At 55.4% G+C, this 16441-nt stretch carries 16 protein-coding genes; 10 read left to right on the top strand and 6 right to left on the bottom strand.

Annotated elements, in window-relative coordinates; all coding sequences use genetic code 11:
- The first annotated feature begins 7 nt into the window (after window positions 1-7).
- The 4 genes from FHS72_RS02000 to FHS72_RS01985 all read left to right on the top strand — a co-directional run bounded on the left by FHS72_RS02000 (window position 8) and on the right by FHS72_RS01985 (window position 3361).
- Window positions 8-412 carry a cupin domain-containing protein gene (locus FHS72_RS02000; RefSeq protein WP_221235307.1) on the top strand — a complete coding sequence of 135 codons (405 nt, stop codon included), beginning with the start codon at window positions 8-10 and terminating at the stop codon, window positions 410-412.
- 157 nt (window positions 413-569) lie between these two features.
- Window positions 570-1262 carry a FadR/GntR family transcriptional regulator gene (locus FHS72_RS01995; protein ID WP_183524750.1) on the top strand — a complete coding sequence of 231 codons (693 nt, stop codon included), beginning with the start codon at window positions 570-572 and terminating at the stop codon, window positions 1260-1262.
- A gap of 101 nt (window positions 1263-1363) precedes the next feature.
- Window positions 1364-2446 (top strand): Gfo/Idh/MocA family protein, encoded by a 1083-nt coding sequence (locus FHS72_RS01990; RefSeq protein WP_183524747.1) that lies wholly within the window; start codon window positions 1364-1366, stop codon window positions 2444-2446.
- A gap of 54 nt (window positions 2447-2500) precedes the next feature.
- Window positions 2501-3361 carry an NAD(P)-dependent oxidoreductase gene (locus tag FHS72_RS01985; RefSeq protein WP_183524744.1) on the top strand — a complete coding sequence of 287 codons (861 nt, stop codon included), beginning with the start codon at window positions 2501-2503 and terminating at the stop codon, window positions 3359-3361.
- On the opposite strand, the gene FHS72_RS01980 is transcribed toward FHS72_RS01985, so the two are convergent.
- Genes FHS72_RS01980 through FHS72_RS01970 form a run of 3 tightly spaced genes read right to left on the bottom strand, consistent with a single transcriptional unit; the run spans window position 3358 to window position 5933 of the window.
- The gene (locus tag FHS72_RS01980) at window positions 3358-3813 is read right to left on the bottom strand and encodes a cupin domain-containing protein (RefSeq protein ID WP_183524741.1); all 456 of its coding nucleotides are present in this window, start codon (window positions 3811-3813) and stop codon (window positions 3358-3360) included. The genes FHS72_RS01985 and FHS72_RS01980 overlap by 4 nt on opposite strands.
- A gap of 2 nt (window positions 3814-3815) precedes the next feature.
- A complete protein-coding gene (locus FHS72_RS01975; RefSeq protein WP_183524738.1) occupies window positions 3816-4742 on the bottom strand; it encodes a dihydrodipicolinate synthase family protein in 927 nt (308 codons plus the stop codon).
- 21 nt (window positions 4743-4763) lie between these two features.
- Window positions 4764-5933, bottom strand: a complete 1170-nt coding sequence (locus tag FHS72_RS01970; protein WP_183524735.1) for a zinc-dependent alcohol dehydrogenase — start codon at window positions 5931-5933, stop codon at window positions 4764-4766.
- Window positions 5934-6185: 252 nt separating this feature from the next.
- Here FHS72_RS01970 and FHS72_RS01965 point away from each other — a divergent pair, with 252 nt between their 5' ends.
- The 3 genes from FHS72_RS01965 to FHS72_RS01955 all read left to right on the top strand — a co-directional run bounded on the left by FHS72_RS01965 (window position 6186) and on the right by FHS72_RS01955 (window position 9135).
- Window positions 6186-6824: a glutathione S-transferase family protein gene (locus tag FHS72_RS01965; RefSeq protein WP_183524732.1), complete on the top strand. Its 639-nt coding sequence runs from the start codon at window positions 6186-6188 to the stop codon at window positions 6822-6824.
- 189 nt (window positions 6825-7013) lie between these two features.
- On the top strand, window positions 7014-8126 hold the full coding sequence (locus tag FHS72_RS01960) for an LLM class flavin-dependent oxidoreductase (RefSeq protein ID WP_183524729.1): 1113 nt from the start codon (window positions 7014-7016) through the stop codon (window positions 8124-8126).
- A gap of 73 nt (window positions 8127-8199) precedes the next feature.
- Complete coding sequence (locus FHS72_RS01955; protein WP_183524727.1) at window positions 8200-9135, top strand: p-hydroxyphenylacetate 3-hydroxylase reductase component; 936 nt, start codon at window positions 8200-8202, stop codon at window positions 9133-9135.
- A gap of 81 nt (window positions 9136-9216) precedes the next feature.
- Here FHS72_RS01955 and FHS72_RS01950 read toward each other — a convergent pair whose 3' ends face one another.
- Window positions 9217-9990, bottom strand: coding sequence for a beta-keto acid cleavage family enzyme (locus FHS72_RS01950; RefSeq protein WP_183524724.1), 774 nt, complete (start codon window positions 9988-9990; stop codon window positions 9217-9219).
- Window positions 9991-10131: 141 nt separating this feature from the next.
- On the opposite strand from FHS72_RS01950, the gene FHS72_RS01945 reads away from it, so the two are divergent.
- The 3 genes from FHS72_RS01945 (at window position 10132) to FHS72_RS01935 (ending at window position 13574) form a co-directional block, all read left to right on the top strand.
- Window positions 10132-11049 carry a LysR family transcriptional regulator gene (locus tag FHS72_RS01945; RefSeq protein WP_183524721.1) on the top strand — a complete coding sequence of 306 codons (918 nt, stop codon included), beginning with the start codon at window positions 10132-10134 and terminating at the stop codon, window positions 11047-11049.
- A 198-nt stretch (window positions 11050-11247) separates the two neighbouring features.
- Window positions 11248-12030 (top strand): alpha/beta fold hydrolase, encoded by a 783-nt coding sequence (locus FHS72_RS01940; RefSeq protein WP_183524719.1) that lies wholly within the window; start codon window positions 11248-11250, stop codon window positions 12028-12030.
- Window positions 12031-12143: 113 nt separating this feature from the next.
- Window positions 12144-13574, top strand: a complete 1431-nt coding sequence (locus FHS72_RS01935) for a DUF6880 family protein (RefSeq protein ID WP_183524717.1) — start codon at window positions 12144-12146, stop codon at window positions 13572-13574.
- Window positions 13575-13589: 15 nt separating this feature from the next.
- Here FHS72_RS01935 and FHS72_RS01930 read toward each other — a convergent pair whose 3' ends face one another.
- Both FHS72_RS01930 and FHS72_RS01925 read right to left on the bottom strand, forming a co-directional pair.
- Window positions 13590-14999 carry a sensor histidine kinase gene (locus FHS72_RS01930; RefSeq protein WP_183524715.1) on the bottom strand — a complete coding sequence of 470 codons (1410 nt, stop codon included), beginning with the start codon at window positions 14997-14999 and terminating at the stop codon, window positions 13590-13592.
- Window positions 15000-15020: 21 nt separating this feature from the next.
- Window positions 15021-16439 (bottom strand): dihydrolipoyl dehydrogenase family protein, encoded by a 1419-nt coding sequence (locus FHS72_RS01925; protein WP_183524713.1) that lies wholly within the window; start codon window positions 16437-16439, stop codon window positions 15021-15023.
- Window positions 16440-16441 lie beyond the last annotated feature (2 nt).

The raw sequence follows: 16441 nt of genomic DNA, 5'->3' as shown, positions 1-16441 counted from the left end.
ACAAATGATGACGAACGGCACTGTGATACGCTACACTGAGATCAAACCGTTTTTGCGCGGCAACAAGGTCGAGACGCGCCTGATGGTTGGTAAACATACGGATGAAACCGCGCCCTTCACGACAGGCACTACCGTGTTTCCAGCCAATTGCGCGGCCCCGCTGCATTCGCATAATTGCGCAGAACAAGTGACAATCCTCAGCGGTCAAGCCGAAGCCTTGATCGGCGATGAATTGATGTCCTTGGGCGCGATGGACACGACCTTTGTGCCACCTAACGTGCCGCATTACTTTAAGAACACAGGTGACGGACCACTGACGATACTGTGGATTTACGGTGCGCGCGATGTGACCAGAACGTTCTCGGAAACAGGGGAAACGGTGCCGCATATGTCGCCTCAAGATCAGGTTTAAGCGCAATCGGCTTGGCGAAAGCACGAGACAAAATTGGTTGACCATTCTATCTTGCTGCGCGAAACTGCCGTCACATCGAATGATAGGCAGGAACGGGCAAAATTAAAAGAATTCATAAGACTTTCTTTTCATTTTTCCACGCCCAAGTGAGCAGAAAATGAGCGACCAAATTTTAACGCGTATGCGAAATTGGATTACCAATTGTGGTTTAACCGACGGTGCCAGATTGCCACCAGAGCGCACGCTTTGCGCAGAACTTGGTGTGAATCGCACCGAGTTGCGCAAAGCGCTGTTGGTGCTAGAGGCCGAAGGTCACGTCACCCGTCACGTCGGACGCGGCACCTTTCTTTCCAAGGCTCCGAAATCAAACAAGGGCGGGCGGATCGACGACACGATTGTCGCTCTCGCCGAAAGCACCAGCCCGTTCGAAGCCATGAACGCCCGCCTTGTCGTCGAGCCGCAAATCGCGCGGCTCGCGGCGATGCACGCGACGCCCAAACACCTGCAAGAGCTACGCCGATTGACCGCGCAAATGCGCGACGCATCAACGTGGGCGCGATACGAGGAACTAGACGGCGCATTCCACGAAATGATCGCTGACGCGGCGGGCAACACGCTTCTTCAGGCGGTGCATAAAATCATCAACCGCGTCCGGCTCGTCGTCGTTTGGCGCAAAATCGACACCACCGCCCCCGGCCCCACTGCAGGCTACCATTCGTTCGCCGAACACGATGCAATTGTTGACGCATTAGAACGCCGCAAAGGTGGCGATGCCGCTGCCGCTATGCAGGCCCATTTGGACAGCACATTGGCTGCGATGACGGCACCGCACCACGACAGCGACGTCTAAATTCAACAAATCGACTAGTGCATATCAGCAATCTTTGTTGGCGCATCACACCAAAAAAAACGTAGATTTCATCGATGGCCTCGGCCAAATGGGAGAGAAAAATGAGACAAGTTGAAGTCGCCGTTATCGGCACAGGATGGTGCGGCGGAATGCGCGCCGTAACACTGTCAAAATCGGCTTTGGTCGATAAATTGCACATCTGCGAAATCAACCCAGAACGGCTGGCCGAGGTGAAAGCTGAAACAAATCCAGCCAGCGCCACAACCGATTATCAGGACATCATCAAAAATCCCGATATCGAAGTGGTTTACATCTCGACCACGCCAGAGCCCACGCATTACCCGATTGCCCGCGACTGCTTGATGGCTGGTAAACATGTGCTGTTAGAAAAACCAATCGCGATGGACCTTGCCGAAGCGGACGATTTGATCGCCATTTCACATGCGAAAGGCGTGAAGTTTACAATTGGTTACTCGCAACGCTTTAACCCAAAGATCGCTTATGCGAAAAAGTCGGTCGCCGAAGGTAAATTAGGCAAAGTCGTCAACGTCATGGTCAGTCGCCACCTGTCGCGCAGCCTAGGCGCACGGATCGCGAACCGCGTGAAACTGTCGCCCGCCGCGATGGAATCCACCCACGATCTGGACTTCGTGTTCTGGCTTCTGGAACCCGCCAAACCGGTCAAGGTCTATTCCCAAGGCGCATACGGCCACATGAAAGAACTGAACGGCTCGTATGACTGCATGTGGAGCACTGTCACCATGTCCGACGGCACGTTGGTTGTGGTTGGCGGCGGCTGGAATTTACCACCGAGTTTCCCGAACTATTGCAGCACATGGATCGAAATCACTGGCACCGAAGGCGCTCTGATCCTAGATGACACATCCCGCGATAACTGGTTGAACACGGTCAAAGATAACACGCAATTCCCGATGTCCACCATGCCGGGCGAAGATCTGGATCACATGTATGCCGGACAAATGGGGCCGGAAACGCTTCATTTCCTCGAATCCGTCCTGCTGGACCGCCCACCATTAACCAAGCCTGAACACGCCCGCATGGTCATGGAAAGCTATCTTGCGGCAGATATTTCCGCGGAATGCGGCGACCCAATCAGCCTACCGCTGTCAAACCATTCGCTGGCAAAACTGGCCGATATGAAGGCAGCGCAGGCATCGGAATAGCGTAGCGGACACCCGATATTTCAACACATCCATGACCCACAAGGACCCTTTGAGATGCAACAAAATATCGGTATTTTCGGACTTGGGCTGATCGGCTCTGCGATTGCGACACGCTTGATCGACAAGGGTTTTACCGTCAGCGGTTATGACCCCCACAGCACCCGTCGCGACCAGTTAGTCACGCTCGGCGGCACCGCACAAACTGCAGAACGCATCTGGGAAACTGGGTGCGTTTTTTCCTGCGTATTTGACACCGATCAGCTGGAAACGTTAATCACCGACGCGCCCAACACAACAGCCACGCTGATCTCGGTCAGCACGTGCGATCCTGACCGCATGGCGCATCTCGGCACCCTCGCCGCGCGAAAAGGCATTACCTTGATCGAAGCTCCAATTTCCGGCACCAGCCGATCACTGGCAGCGGGTGATGTATTGCTTTTGATTGCTGGCGACAAAAACTCGGCGGCCACCTTGGCACCCGTTTTTGACGCCCTGTCTCGCGCCCATATTCACGTCGGCGATCACGGCAATGGCAACCGCGCAAAGCTAGCAATTAACCTTGTTCTTGGCTTGAACCGCGCGGCCCTCGCCGAAGGCATGGTTTTTGCAGAAACCTTGGGCATCACGCCCCATGATTTCCTATCCTTGGCCAAAGCATCCGCCGCCTATTCGTCTGTCATGGACGGCAAGGGCGCGTTAATGGCGGACCGCAACTTTGCGCCACAAGGTCGGATCGTGCAGTCAAACAAGGATTTCGCATTGATCTCGCAAAAGGCAGCGGACGCGGGCCAGCTGCTTCCGTTCACGCAGACCTACCTCGCGATGATGCAAGACGCGCTGGACCACGGCGAAGCGGATTTGGACAACTCCGCCGTGCTACTTCCCATCGCGCGGTCAAAAACAGACGCGCCTTAAACCGATAACCGCACGCTATCCGGCACCGGCAATGGCGAATTCGGCCCGTCGATGAATTCCACCGTCGCAAACACCAATTCGGTGTCGCCGATGTTCTCAACAGAATGCACCATCTCGTCGCCGTCGCCGTAGTCGAAATGCTTGGTTTCGCCCTGATAATGCTCGACATCACAGATTTCGCCCGTTGAGAAATAGCCCCGCGCGTGCCCACCGACCAATGCCGTCCAGAAATAACGGTTCACATGACGATGAAACCGACACCGCTTGCCCGGTGCAATGCGCAGATGCCAAACGCGCATCGTGTCCGTCTCGGACACCAGCGTTGATCCGACACAGCCGTTCTCTAAATCACCCAGCATTTCATCATGCAGACCGTCGGGCCAATGCGCGAAATCGGCGGGATCGTGGCTCATTTCCACGTGGTCGGGACCATGTTTGATTTGGTTACTCATCATTATGCTCCTGCTTTTGTGGACGCACCGAGCGCGTCGATATCAGCCTTCAACGCGGCCTTTTGATCATCAGACAATGGCATCAATGGCGGCGCCATATTTAGCCAACCATCGTCGCCACTGCGGAAACTTTCAGCCGTTTTCATTGCGGCCATCATTGGATACTTTCCAACCATTGCCCGCGCGGCACAGACAACGTCCATCGCGGAATCGCGCTCAGCACCTTCTGGCGCATGACGTGCAGTTTGCACCAAATTCGCCGTGATATTGGTCGATCCGGAAATGATCCCAGCTGTACCAATCGACAAACCATCCCACAAAAAGGCTTCTGAAGACGGGTAAATATCAAAATCCGCCTCAACGCCGCCCGTCGCCTCAACAAAGGCACGTGATTGAGCAAAGTCGCCGCTGCTGTCTTTGAGACCCGCAATGATCGGGCCAAAGGCATCGCGCAACCGCAAGACCAGATCAGTTGACAAAGGCACCTGCGACATCTGCGGGAAGTGGTACAAATAGATCCGCAGATCATCATGCCCGATCTTTTCGACAAGGTTCGCATAATACCGGAACAGCCCGTCATCGGACGGATTTTTGTAATAGTACGGCGGCAGCACCAGCACGTTCACGAACCCCGCATCTACGGCGGCCTGCGTCAATGCCACGCAATCGCCCGCAGACGGCGCACCGGTGCCGAAAATCACGCGATCACGTTCGATGCCCGCGTTGGCAAAAACTTCAGGCAACGCCAGACGGTCGACCATCGCAACCGATGTCCCCTCGCCCGTCGTGCCGGTCGGGGCCACGCCGTCGCAACCTCCGTCGCTGAGCAAATGCTGACAATAGCCCAGTAGTTTTGCGTGATCCAATGCACCGTTGGCATCAAAAGGTGAAATGGCAGCAGCATAGATGCCGCGTCTCGCTTTGGTCATGGTAAATTCCTTATCCCAGCATCATTTCTTTGCACCACTTGGCGCATCTGGCCGCGTGGATACGACCACTTTGATCGCGTCATCGATCCGCTCTTTTGCGTATTTCAAGGCTGTTGGAAGCTCTGCGAGTGGAAAAGTATGCGTGTGAATCAGCCCCGCATCGAATCGCTTTTCTGCCATAAACGCCATCGCACGGTGCGTCGCGGATCGTCCTTCACCGCGGATGCCGTAAAGGTAAATGTTGTTCACTGCCAACGCGCCCAAATCAAACGAGACCGCGGATTTCGGGAACGCTGCAAGGCAAATGCGCCCGCCTCTATTCGTCATATGAACCGATTGATTGACAGTTGTTTCCGTGCCCGCGCAATCAACGACATAATCAGCGCCCTTGCCGGTCAATTCCTTCACGCGCGCGACGGGATCTTCCTCTCGCGGGTTTATCACGTAATCCGCGCCCAACTTGCGGCCGATCTCATTGCGGCTATCGCGCGTTCCGACCAAGATCACAGGCGATGCGCCCAGCGCCTTTGCCACGGCCACCGCCAGCAACCCGATCGGGCCCGGTCCGATCACCACGACGCTTTCGCCAGCAACCAATCCGCCCAATTCCGTAAGCCCGTACATCGACGTGCCAGCCGTCACGACCAAGGTCGCGTCCTCGTCCGACATATCGTCGGGAACGTGTATTAACGTGTTGATATTGTTGACAGCATATTCGGCAAAGCCACCGTCCGTGGTGAACCCGTTCGCCCGATGCCCCTTGTTTTTGTCACCGTAATTCAGCCCGTAGTTATGACACGACGTATACATGCCCATCCGGCAACGCTTGCACTGCCCACATCCGGCATGAATTTCGACCGTGACACGATCACCGACAGCAAATTCATCGACACCCGGCCCAAGTGCCGCAACCGTGCCCATATATTCATGACCAGGTGTGTAGTTTTTGTTAAAGGGTGCGCCGCCTTCGATCATCGCGGGCGTGCCATACTGCAGGATTTCAAGGTCCGTTGCACAGATCGCAACCGCGTCGATCCGCACCAACACCTCTGCACGGTCGGGAACAGGCAATGGTTTTTCGGTTAACGTCAACTCCCCCGGATCGCCCAAAACCCACGCCTTCATCATGTCCGGCAACGCAGCTAACGACGCTGCATTACCCTTGACTATGTGAGATGCCTCTTTTGTCATCACCTGTAACTCCCCTTAAAATTGGTTGACCAAATAAATTGATCGACACATTACCATAGTGGTAGGATCGAACCTAAGAACAGGCAATACATATTTTATTGCACCGCCAATCAAGCATACTGATGGAGGACGCATGCAAAACACGTATAATTGGGCAACCAATCAACAAAATATCAAATCATTTGTAGCTTTCCAAAATCCGAAAATGCCGCTAGCTTTCGCTTCAACCGAACCAGCACAATAGGACCGCAGATGATTGATCTTTACACTTGGACCACGCCGAATGGTCGCAAGGTTTCCATCCTTCTTGAAGAACTCGGGGTGCCTTACACCGCCAAACCCATCGACATTTCAAAAGATGAACAATTTGCGCCGGACTTTCTTAAGATCGCCCCGAACAACCGGATTCCCGCGATTGTGGACCACGAAACGGGCGTCCATCTGATGGAAACGGGCGCAATCATGCTGTACCTCGCGCAGAAATATGACCGCTTTCAGGTGACGGGCGATGAGCACTGGCGCATGGTCGAATGGCTGATGTGGCAGATGGGCGGGCTGGGACCAATGCTGGGTCAGGTCCACCACTTTGTTAAGTATAATCCCGGCAAATCCGAATACGCCGAAGAGCGTTACAGCAAAGAGGCGCAGCGGCTTTACAAAGTCCTGAATACCCGCCTTGAAGGCCGCGATTATGTGGTCGGCGAAGGCACAGGCGTCTACACAATCGCAGACATGGCCACCTGGCCATGGATATCCCGTCACGACTGGCAGGGCATCAATCTAGCCGACTTCCCGAATGTACGCGACTGGTACACCCGCATCGCGAGCCGCCCTGCGGTGCAACGCGGCTATGATGTTCCCAAATACGTCAGCGACATTCCAAAAGCCTGATATCGCGCGCAAATTTCGGACCAGTGGATTCAGTTACGGGGGCGCGGCCATGGCTGCGCCCCTAACGATATTGCGTCCAATCGCAATCGCACCCGAGCCATCATGAAACAAGATAGACATCATCACAAACTATCAGTTTTACTATAATGAAGACTCCGGCAGTCTGCATGAACAGCCAAGGAGCTTCTCATGAAACTGTCATTTTTTACGATGCCCATCCACCCGCTCGGAAAGCCATATTCCAAAAGCCTCGCTGAAGATCGCGAGGCCTTCATTTTGGCCGACCAACTGGGTTTTGCAGAGGCATACTGCGGCGAACACACCACCGATCAAGCCGAAATTATCACCTCTACCGTCGCGTTTCTGGCCAGCTTGGCCTACGAGACCAAGAACATCAGGCTTGGCACCGGAACCGTCAACCTGCCTAATTCGCACCCTGCCCGCGTCGCTGCCGAAGTTGCGATGCTGGATCACATGCTCGAAGGGCGGTTGAATTTTGGCATCTCGCCCGGCGGGTTGATGTCCGACGCCGAAGTCTTTGGCACGATGGACAAAGATCGCAACGCGATGTTCATCGAATGCATCAACATGGTGCTGGATATCTGGGCTGGCGAGGCGCCGTATAACCTCAAAGGTGATTACTTCGAGGTTTCGACCGAACGCACTATGATGCGCGAAATTGGTCAGGGCGACATCATGAAGCCCTACCAAAACGACCCGCATCCGCCAATCATTGGCACCGTGGTTGCGCCGTTCTCGAAAGGCGTCACAGCCATGGCCGCGCGCGGCTGGCAACCGATCTCTGCGAACTTCTTACTGCCGAAATGGGCCGCAACCCACTGGCCGAACTACGCCGAAGGCTGCAAGCAGGCTGGCAACGTCGCATCCTACGACGACTGGCGCGTCGCCAAAAACATCTGCGTCGCCAAGGATCAAGAAACCGCACGCGCCTACGCGCGCGATCCGGGCAGCCCCTACGTTTTGTACTACAGCCAATTGCTGACAAAACTACGCTCAGGTGGACGGCTGAACCTATTCAAAGACGACCAGAACATGCCAGACGAAGACGTGACATTGGACTACGTCATGGACCGCCTTGTGATCCACGGCGACCCCGAATCCGTCGCAGATCAGGTTCTTGAGCTACGCGAAACAACAGGTCCGTTCAAACACCTCGTTTACGCGGGCCACGATTGGACCGACTACGATTTGGGCCGCGAAGGCATGACCTTGATGGCTGAAAAAGTGATGCCAATCCTGACCGAAGCCACCAAATCAGAACCAGCTTACACCGAAGTTTAACGCCAAAATGATGGCCGCTGCGCAAGGGGGGACACCATGCGCAACGGTCGTCAGCACAGCGGAGGAGCCGAAAATGACCGATCCAACACCTGAAACCAACTTCGACCCAAAGGCGTTTCGCCGCGCGCTTGGTAACTTTGCAACAGGCGTGACGATCATCACCGCCGTAGGCGAGAATGGCGAAAAAGTGGGCGTTACGGCCAGCAGCTTTAACTCGCTGTCCATGGACCCGCCACTGGTTCTATGGAGCAGCATGAAAACAGCCCGCAGTTGCGAAATCTTTGAAACCGCCACGCATTTTGCAGTCAATATTTTGGCGTCAGATCAAATGGATATGTCGAACCACTTTGCCCGCCAGCAAGAAGACAAGTTTGCAGGCATGGACTGGCAAGAAGGCATCGGCGGCGCACCACTTTTCCCCAATTGCGCAGGCCGTTTTCAGTGCGAAACCTATGACAAACTAGACGGCGGCGATCACTGGATTTTCGTCGGTAAAGTCGTCGCCTTTGACGACTTCGGACGTTCGCCATTGTGCTTCCATCAGGGGTCATACGCGATGACCTTCAGCCACCCAGGTGCAACTAAAAAGCCCACAGAAAACGCTGGAAAACCGGCACACGCAGGCCGCATGGGTAACCATAAATTCTTCCTGATGTTGCAGGCAGTGCAAGGCTACCAAGACCGCTATCAGCCCAAACTGCAAACACTCGACCTGAACCTGATCGAGGCCCGCGCTTTGCTCGTTCTCGCGGCCTCTGACGCCATGACGGCCGACGAATTGCTCGCTCCGCTCAACTCTCCCATGGTCGAGGTCAAAGCAGCGCTCGCTAATCTCACTGGACGAGACATGATCGCGAAAAACGGCGACAAATACATCCTAACCGATGCGGGTGCTTCCAAGGCGGACCAGTGTTGGGCGCTCGCCGATGCACATGCCGAAGAAGCGTTTAGCGAATTCAGCCAAGACCAGATGGACACATTCACCACGATCCTGCGCAAGCTGGTTTAAACCACCACTCACTCACGACAAAAACAAACCCCGCCTATTTTACACAGGCGGGGTTTATTGCATTTCAAATGGGTGCAGCGATCAAATCTGACGCATCGCCGCGAAAACTTCGGCCACGCGCATGGCATTGTCTGTAGCCAAGCTGCCGTCCTTATTCCAAAGCGAATTTTCAAATCCGACCCGCGCTTTTCCTCCAGCTTTGGCAGCCGCGACCAGACTATCAGTTTCTTCTGCCCCGAATGCACAGAGCATCCAGTCAAACATCCGGCCATCCGTGGCCGTCATTTCTGCTAGATAATCCGCAAGTGCGGCCTTGCCCTGCGATCCATTGGCATAGGTCCCCTGCACAAGCTGAATAAGGTGATGATCCCCAGTAATTCGTCCCTCATCCAACGCCTGACAAAAGGTTCTAACTTCTTGTGGTGAATACAAAATATGCTGAACATCAACACCTGTATCACGTGCCCAGGCGTAGAAATCCTGCGCCGCATCCCAGTCCGCAGGTTTGCGCACCATTTCACGCATCGCAACCGACACATGATCCGGCGCAAGCGCGCGCATTATCCGGCGCTGTTCATCGCCTGTATAGCGGTCCGCCGATTCGGACGTGACCTGCAAATACATATCAGGCACCGCCTCGCGCAACTGATCGAGAACAGCGCGGTAGTGGCCTGCATCAATTTCATGCAACCCGTCCGCATCGCGAATATGCACATGGATACCGTCCGCACCAGCCTGCTCACAGGCGACTGCAGCAGCGACAATTTCCGCGTCAGTCACGGGCAACGCGGGATGGTCCAATTTACTGCGCCGTGCGCCATTGGGGGCGACCATTATTTTCGGAAGCGGTGTCATGGTTTTGTCCAATCAGATTAGGGCTACGGGGGTATTCCCCAGCAAAATCGGGCAATACATCAAGAATAAATATTTCGCGTTCGGGGTTCAAATCAACTCATATTAAAGCATACTGGCAAGAAGGAAACGTGATAGGTCACCATGAAACTTCAACAACTTCGCTATTTTGTCGCCGTGTATGAAGAAGGCTCTTTTTCAGCCGCCGCCGCGCGTGTCAACGCCACGCAATCGGGGCTGTCGATGCATGTCAGCCAGATGGAAAAACGCTACGACGTAGTGTTGTTTTCACGTAGTTCGTCCGGCGTCACCCCCACTGAAACCGGCCATTCACTGTATGAAGAAGCGGTAAAAGTCCTCGCTGTCACCAGCCGCGCCGAAGAACGTTTGCGCGACCTGTCAAAGGCCGTCGTCGGGCACATCCGCGTCGGCCTGATGCCAACATTCACGCGGTCCGTGTTAACGAATGTGCTACTGCGATTTTCCGAAGAGTATAAAGAGGTACGGGTCACGATTTCCGAAGCATTCTCTGGCAAATTGGCAGAAGACGTCTCTGCGGGCAAACTCGATTTCGCGGTCGTGCCAAGCTTTGTGCAGAACCATTTTCTAGCCGGAACGCCAATGGGCCGCGATCAGGAATGTTTCGTCTGTGCCGCCGGAACCCACCTAACGCTGGGCGAAACCGCACATTTAAAAGACCTACCACCGCAGCGCCTTGTGTTGCCTAGCTGGGCCAATACACGGCGAACGCGGATCGAAAACTACCTGACCGAAAACGGCATAAAAGTCCGCGAAACCCTTGAAATTGATACAATGTACGGAACGATTGATCTGGTTTCGCGCTCTGATTGGATCACGATCCTGCCCGGTATCATGTGCGTGCCTGACCTCGACGGCAGCAAACGGCGCATTCTTCCGCTGGCTGATCCGCCGCTCTACGTGGATTATCTGCGCATCGAACCGCGGTCCGAACCATTGTCCCAAGCGGCCCAAGCTTTTGCGAATATCCTGCAAGAAGAGCTGAACTCGACGCTTGAAATTCCACTGGTCAGCGAACGGTAATCCAGCGGCGGGCGCCATCACGAAAACAGATGGCATTCACCGAATATTATCATTTCATCAGGCAGCCTGTTCATCGCTAGTATCTGGGTTAACGATGTCTCGGGCCAAACAGCCCGACGTCATCGCACCCATTGTCACGGCCCCCGCCGCGACCACGTGAAACGGTGCCCAGCGCCGCGAAAAAGAGAGATCAATTCGATGACAACGCAACCGCTTTATTCAACTGTCGGTGGCCCCGAGGGCGCGCCATTCCTTTTGCTTCTCAACAGCCTTGGGGCCACCAGCGACATGTGGGAACCACAACTTAACGTGCTGCAACAGCACTACCGCACGATCACGTTTGACGCACGCGGCCACGGACGCAGCCCATCGCCTGCCGCGCCTTACAGCTTTGCTGATCTTGAAGCCGATGCGCTTAGCGTGCTTGACGCCCACGGCGCGGATCGCGCCACCGTTATGGGCCTGTCGCTTGGCGGTATGACCGCGCTTGGCCTCGGTCTGAACGCACCCGATCGCATCGAAAAAATCGTCTGCTGTGCTGCGCGTGCTGACGCGCCGCCGCCTTTCGTGCTAAACTGGGTTGATCGGCTCGCCATTCTTGACGACGGCGGCATCGGCAAAGTGTGGGACGGCACCGTTGATAAATGGCTCAGCGATGACACCCGCAGCAATCACCCCGACCGCGAAACGCAGTTGCGCGATGCTTTTACCGCCACCACGCCCGTAGGCTATCGCGGCTGCGCCGAAGCGTTGAAACGTTTGGATTACCTCAAAGATCTCGGTAAAATGACCGTGCCAACGCTGTTCATTGCAGGCGAAAACGACGTCGCGGCATCACCTGACGCAATGCGCGCCATGGCCGCCGCCTGCCCCGGTTCCGACTACACCGAAGTCCCCGGCGCACGGCACGTCATCAACGTGGACAAACCCGAAGCATTCTACCTCGCCGTCGCAGGCTTCCTTAACTTAGCAGTCGATTAACCCTCCCCACGACACATCAACGCCCCGATTTACGCAGTTAATTTGGGGCGTCGATCATTCTTGAGACAAGAAATCCCGCTTGTGCCGCCGCGCCATGAGATGTCAAATACCTCATGTCAAAAAAGACCCTGAACAAAGCCAATCTCGCAGCCTTAGGCGCAGAACAACTCGCTGATCTCTTGATGGAAGTCAGCACTGGCAGCGCCGACATCAAACGTAGGTTACGCCTAGAGCTGAGCCATCACCTAGGCGCGTCGGAACTCGCGCGAGATGTGCGTAAACGGTTGGCATCGCTGCGTAAATCCACTAGCTTTATCGGGTGGCGCAAGCGCAAGGCGCTGGTCAAAGACCTCACCACCCAAGCCAATATGATCACCGATAAAATCGCACCCGAAGACCCGACAATCGCCTTTGATCTGCTCTGGGACTTTATCGAGATCGCGCCCTTTATCTACGGGCGTGTTGACGACAGTCGCGGCGATGTTGGCGACGTCTTTCGCGCTGCCCTTTTGCACTTTGCCGATATTGCGCCGCGTGCCCTGATCGATCCAGAAACCCTTGCCGACAAAGTCTGGACCGCGATCCAAGACAACGGCTTTGGCGAGTGGGACGGCATAAGCGCACTGCTGGCACCGACACTTGGGGCCACAGGTTTGGCGCACCTCAAGGCCAATGTTCAAGCCTATGCCGACGCCCCCCAAAAACCCGATCCGGATGACCACGCAGCCATTCAATTCCTACGCCAATTGCGCGGCGACACCGATTACACGGCCAGCCGCAAAGCGCGGTTCGTCAAATCCTGCATGCAAGAAATCGCAGCCGCCGCAGGCGACACCCAAGCTTACATCGCGCAATATTCTGATGCCGATCTCAAACGCAAAGACATCGCCGCCGAAGTAGCCCAGCTACTGCTCGACGACGACGATCCCACCGCCGCACTCGACCTGCTGTTAGACGCCCACCAAGACGGACGCGACTTTGGCCGCGCCGCGTGGGACACAGCCTACATTGCCGCATTAATCGCACTCGACCGTCTCGCAGATGCCCAAGATCACCGCTGGGCCTGCTTTGAATCCAGCCTAGATGCGCAGCATTTACGCGACTACCTCAAGGTTCTACCAGACTTCGAAGACGTCGATGCCGAAACCGAAGCACTCGCATTCGCTGCAGATTACCCAGACTTTTCAACGGCATTGGCGTTTTTCATCAACTGGCCAAACCTACGCGCTGCAGCTGACTTGGTCCTCGCTCGCGCCGATGAAATCAACGGCGACCACTACGCGCTGTTGACACCAGCAGCAGACGTCCTGCGCGAGAAACATCCACTATCCGCAGTCCTGCTGTGGCGACGCATGATCGACTACGCACTAGGGCAAGGCCGCTCAACGCGCTACGCGCACGCCGCAGACAACCTGTCAGACTGCGGGTTATGCGACGCGGAAATCACCGACTACCACGGATTTCCCGACCACGCGCACTACCTACAGGCCCTCCGCAATCGCCATGATCGCAAAACGTCGTTCTGGGCAAAAACGGCTGGTTAACGCCTTTGACGCACCCTAGGCTTTGGCGGCTTCAATAGGCTGCAACGCCAGATCAGCTTTGGGCAGATGGATCACAAACGTCGTCCCCGTCTCATCGGTTTTACCCAATTCCAAACGACCACCATGCCCGCGAATAAGATCGCCCGCAATCACCAGACCTAGCCCGCTACCACCCTTGCGCGCCCCACCTTCAAACGGTTTGAACAGGTTTTCCCGCGCACGTTTCGGCAACCCCGGCCCTGTGTCAGCGACTTCAATCCACCACGCGGTGTCGTCTTCGTACCCACGAATCGTAACCGTTCCGGGTTGGCGTGTCGCCATGATCGCCTGACGTGCGTTGCGCAAAAGGTTCGACAACACGCGGAAGATTTGCTCGCCATCGGCCCGCACGATCATGTCTGCTGGCACCTCGTCGACAAAACTCACCTCGGCTTCGCCACTGGCAAGCCGTTCGCCCTCAAGCAGTTCATCAACCAATCCAGACAACGGCAATCGCGCCAAAGTCGGCTGCGGTTCTTCCACACGTCCAAAGGCCAGCGTCGTTTCGCACAAGTTCACCGCGCGCGAAATCGATCCGACCAGTTTTGGCGCCATGCGTTTTACAAGCGGATCTTCTGACCCTTCAATCCGGTCGGTAAACAACTGCGCAGAGGTCAGGATATTGCGCAAATCGTGGCTCACTTTGGCAACGGCTCCACCCAATTGTGCAAGCCTGTCTTTCTGACGCAACGCACCTGTCAGCTGGCTTTCCATTTTCTGCAACGCCAGTTCAGCCACGTATAATTCGCGCACTTTCGACGTAGGCTCGATGATCTTGCGGGCATCTTCAGGGGCAGCGGCGTAGCGGTCCATCTGATCGACCAACCGCTTGATCGGCCGCACCAGCAAGAAGCGCACAGCAAAAAATAACAGGGCCGCCGTGATGACCGAAATCACCAGCGACAGCCATAGAACATTGCGCCCGTACTCTAGCATTGCAGCGCGCAAAGGCATCTGCGGCGTTGTAATTTCGATCAACAGCCCCCCGCCCTGAACAGGCGTCCCGATCACACGGATGACTTGTTGATCCTTGGCAACCAACGTGGCCATCGCGTCGCGGATCAATTCCCACGATGACGTATCGCGCATGTCATAGGTCGCCATCACAGGGAATGGAATCGGCGACGACAGCACAAGCTGCCGCACCTCGTTCCGGCGTAAAACGACGTTGTAAACTTCGGCGTTCTTCAACAACTCGGTGACGAGTTCAGGTTCAATAAAGGCGTCCGTTTCCAGCGCCAACGACGCCAGCTGCGCCCGCTCTAGGCGCTCAAGTAGGTAATCCTCACGAAACCGCGCGATTGATGGCACAAAGATAAAAACTTCGGCCAACATCACGAACACAATCGTGAGAACCAAGAACCGCCCAGAGAGGCTATTAAACATCAAATCTCCGCCTTGCCCGCGTTAGGGAATCCAACGCTGCACAAATCTCACAACCCGTTTCACCATCGTGCTTTCGAACAAACGCGGGCTAAAGTACGCACCGGCTGCCCGTTTATTGATCTCGCTGATGGTCGGGTACGGCAAAACCGTATTCGCTATTGCTGACATTTTCATGTTGTTTGCAATGGCCATCGCCCACATCGAGATCAGCTCGCCCGCCAAATGTCCTGCGATAGATGCACCGACTGGCCGGCCTTTGACAACCATGACCTTGATCAGACCGGTGGTTTTACGCTCTGCAATCGCGCGGTCGTTGTGGTGATATTCAAAGCGAACAACCTCTAGGGCATCGCCATGCTTTTCACGCGCTTGGGCTTCGGTCAGGCCAACTTGGGACAACTCAGGATCGGTGTAAGTCGCCCACGGAATATGCGCCGTTTTCATCTTTGACGGCAGCGCGAACAGCAAAGAGCGGATCAAAACGCCAGCATGATAGCCCGCGACATGCGTGAATTGCAGACCGCCCGCGACGTCACCCGCCGCATAGACCTTTTTGTTGGTTTCGGACCGCAGATCAGCGCCGACTTTCAGGCCACGCCGATCATGGGCGACATTGGCTTTGTCGAGGTCCAGCTTGTCCATATTCACCTTGCGGCCAACAGCGATCAGCAGATGCGACCCAGTATAATCGCCCTTTGGTGTATGAACCGTGATCTCGTCGCCCGCGCCAGAAATCTTCTGCGCTTGCGCCTCCTCGACAATCGTGATGCCTTCGTCGCGCATTTTATTCAGCACAATCGCGGCCATCTCGGGATCGTCGTTACCAAAGGCTTTCGCGCCCTCAATCACAGTCACTTCGCAGCCAAGACGACTATGTGCTTGGGCCATTTCCATGCCGATGGGGCCGCCGCCGATAACAATCAGATGCTTTGGCTTTTCGCGCAGATCAAAGATGTTTTCGTTTGTGTAGTAGGTCACGTCGGCCAGACCGTCGATCGGCGGTACAAACGGACCAGAGCCAGTAGCCACGATGAAACGCCGCGCCTCAATGATCGTATCGCCAGCCTGTACTTCCGTTTCGGAAATAAACGCACCGAATTCCTGAATGACTTGGACACCTAAGCCCTCGAACCGCTCAACCGAATCGACTGGGGCGATTGTCGCAATCACATCCGCGACGTGATCCTTTGCGGCGGCGAAATCGACCTGCGCTTGCTCGTCCGCGATGCCCAACGCCGATCCGTGTGACATGGCGTAGGCCTGCTTGGCCGACGCGATCAGCGCCTTAGACGGGACACAACCATAATTCAGGCAATCGCCGCCCATCTTATGACCTTCGAGTAGGACAACTTTTGCGCCCATTTGGACTGCACCCGCAGCAACGGACAATCCGCCAGAACCGCCGCCAATGATACAAATATCAGTTTTAATCCGGTTCATAG

Source organism: Yoonia ponticola (assembly GCF_014199395.1).
Classification (GTDB): domain Bacteria; phylum Pseudomonadota; class Alphaproteobacteria; order Rhodobacterales; family Rhodobacteraceae; genus Yoonia; species Yoonia ponticola.
This window is presented reverse-complemented; position numbering and strand designations above follow the sequence as displayed.

Excerpts from the sequence above, each read along its gene's own strand:
- FHS72_RS01970 (WP_183524735.1), bottom strand. The coding sequence starts at position 5,933 with ATGACAAAAGAGGCATCTCACATAGTCAAGGGTAATGCAGCGTCGTTA.
- FHS72_RS01975 (WP_183524738.1), bottom strand. The coding sequence starts at position 4,742 with ATGACCAAAGCGAGACGCGGCATCTATGCTGCTGCCATTTCACCTTTT.
- FHS72_RS01985 (WP_183524744.1), top strand. The coding sequence starts at position 2,501 with ATGCAACAAAATATCGGTATTTTCGGACTTGGGCTGATCGGCTCTGCG.
- FHS72_RS01940 (WP_183524719.1), top strand. The coding sequence starts at position 11,248 with ATGACAACGCAACCGCTTTATTCAACTGTCGGTGGCCCCGAGGGCGCG.
- FHS72_RS02000 (WP_221235307.1), top strand. The coding sequence starts at position 8 with ATGACGAACGGCACTGTGATACGCTACACTGAGATCAAACCGTTTTTG.
- FHS72_RS01980 (WP_183524741.1), bottom strand. The coding sequence starts at position 3,813 with ATGAGTAACCAAATCAAACATGGTCCCGACCACGTGGAAATGAGCCAC.
- FHS72_RS01965 (WP_183524732.1), top strand. The coding sequence starts at position 6,186 with ATGATTGATCTTTACACTTGGACCACGCCGAATGGTCGCAAGGTTTCC.
- FHS72_RS01930 (WP_183524715.1), bottom strand. The coding sequence starts at position 14,999 with ATGTTTAATAGCCTCTCTGGGCGGTTCTTGGTTCTCACGATTGTGTTC.
- FHS72_RS01960 (WP_183524729.1), top strand. The coding sequence starts at position 7,014 with ATGAAACTGTCATTTTTTACGATGCCCATCCACCCGCTCGGAAAGCCA.
- FHS72_RS01935 (WP_183524717.1), top strand. The coding sequence starts at position 12,144 with ATGTCAAAAAAGACCCTGAACAAAGCCAATCTCGCAGCCTTAGGCGCA.
- FHS72_RS01945 (WP_183524721.1), top strand. The coding sequence starts at position 10,132 with ATGAAACTTCAACAACTTCGCTATTTTGTCGCCGTGTATGAAGAAGGC.
- FHS72_RS01995 (WP_183524750.1), top strand. The coding sequence starts at position 570 with ATGAGCGACCAAATTTTAACGCGTATGCGAAATTGGATTACCAATTGT.
- FHS72_RS01955 (WP_183524727.1), top strand. The coding sequence starts at position 8,200 with ATGACCGATCCAACACCTGAAACCAACTTCGACCCAAAGGCGTTTCGC.
- FHS72_RS01990 (WP_183524747.1), top strand. The coding sequence starts at position 1,364 with ATGAGACAAGTTGAAGTCGCCGTTATCGGCACAGGATGGTGCGGCGGA.
- FHS72_RS01925 (WP_183524713.1), bottom strand. The coding sequence starts at position 16,439 with ATGAACCGGATTAAAACTGATATTTGTATCATTGGCGGCGGTTCTGGC.
- FHS72_RS01950 (WP_183524724.1), bottom strand. The coding sequence starts at position 9,990 with ATGACACCGCTTCCGAAAATAATGGTCGCCCCCAATGGCGCACGGCGC.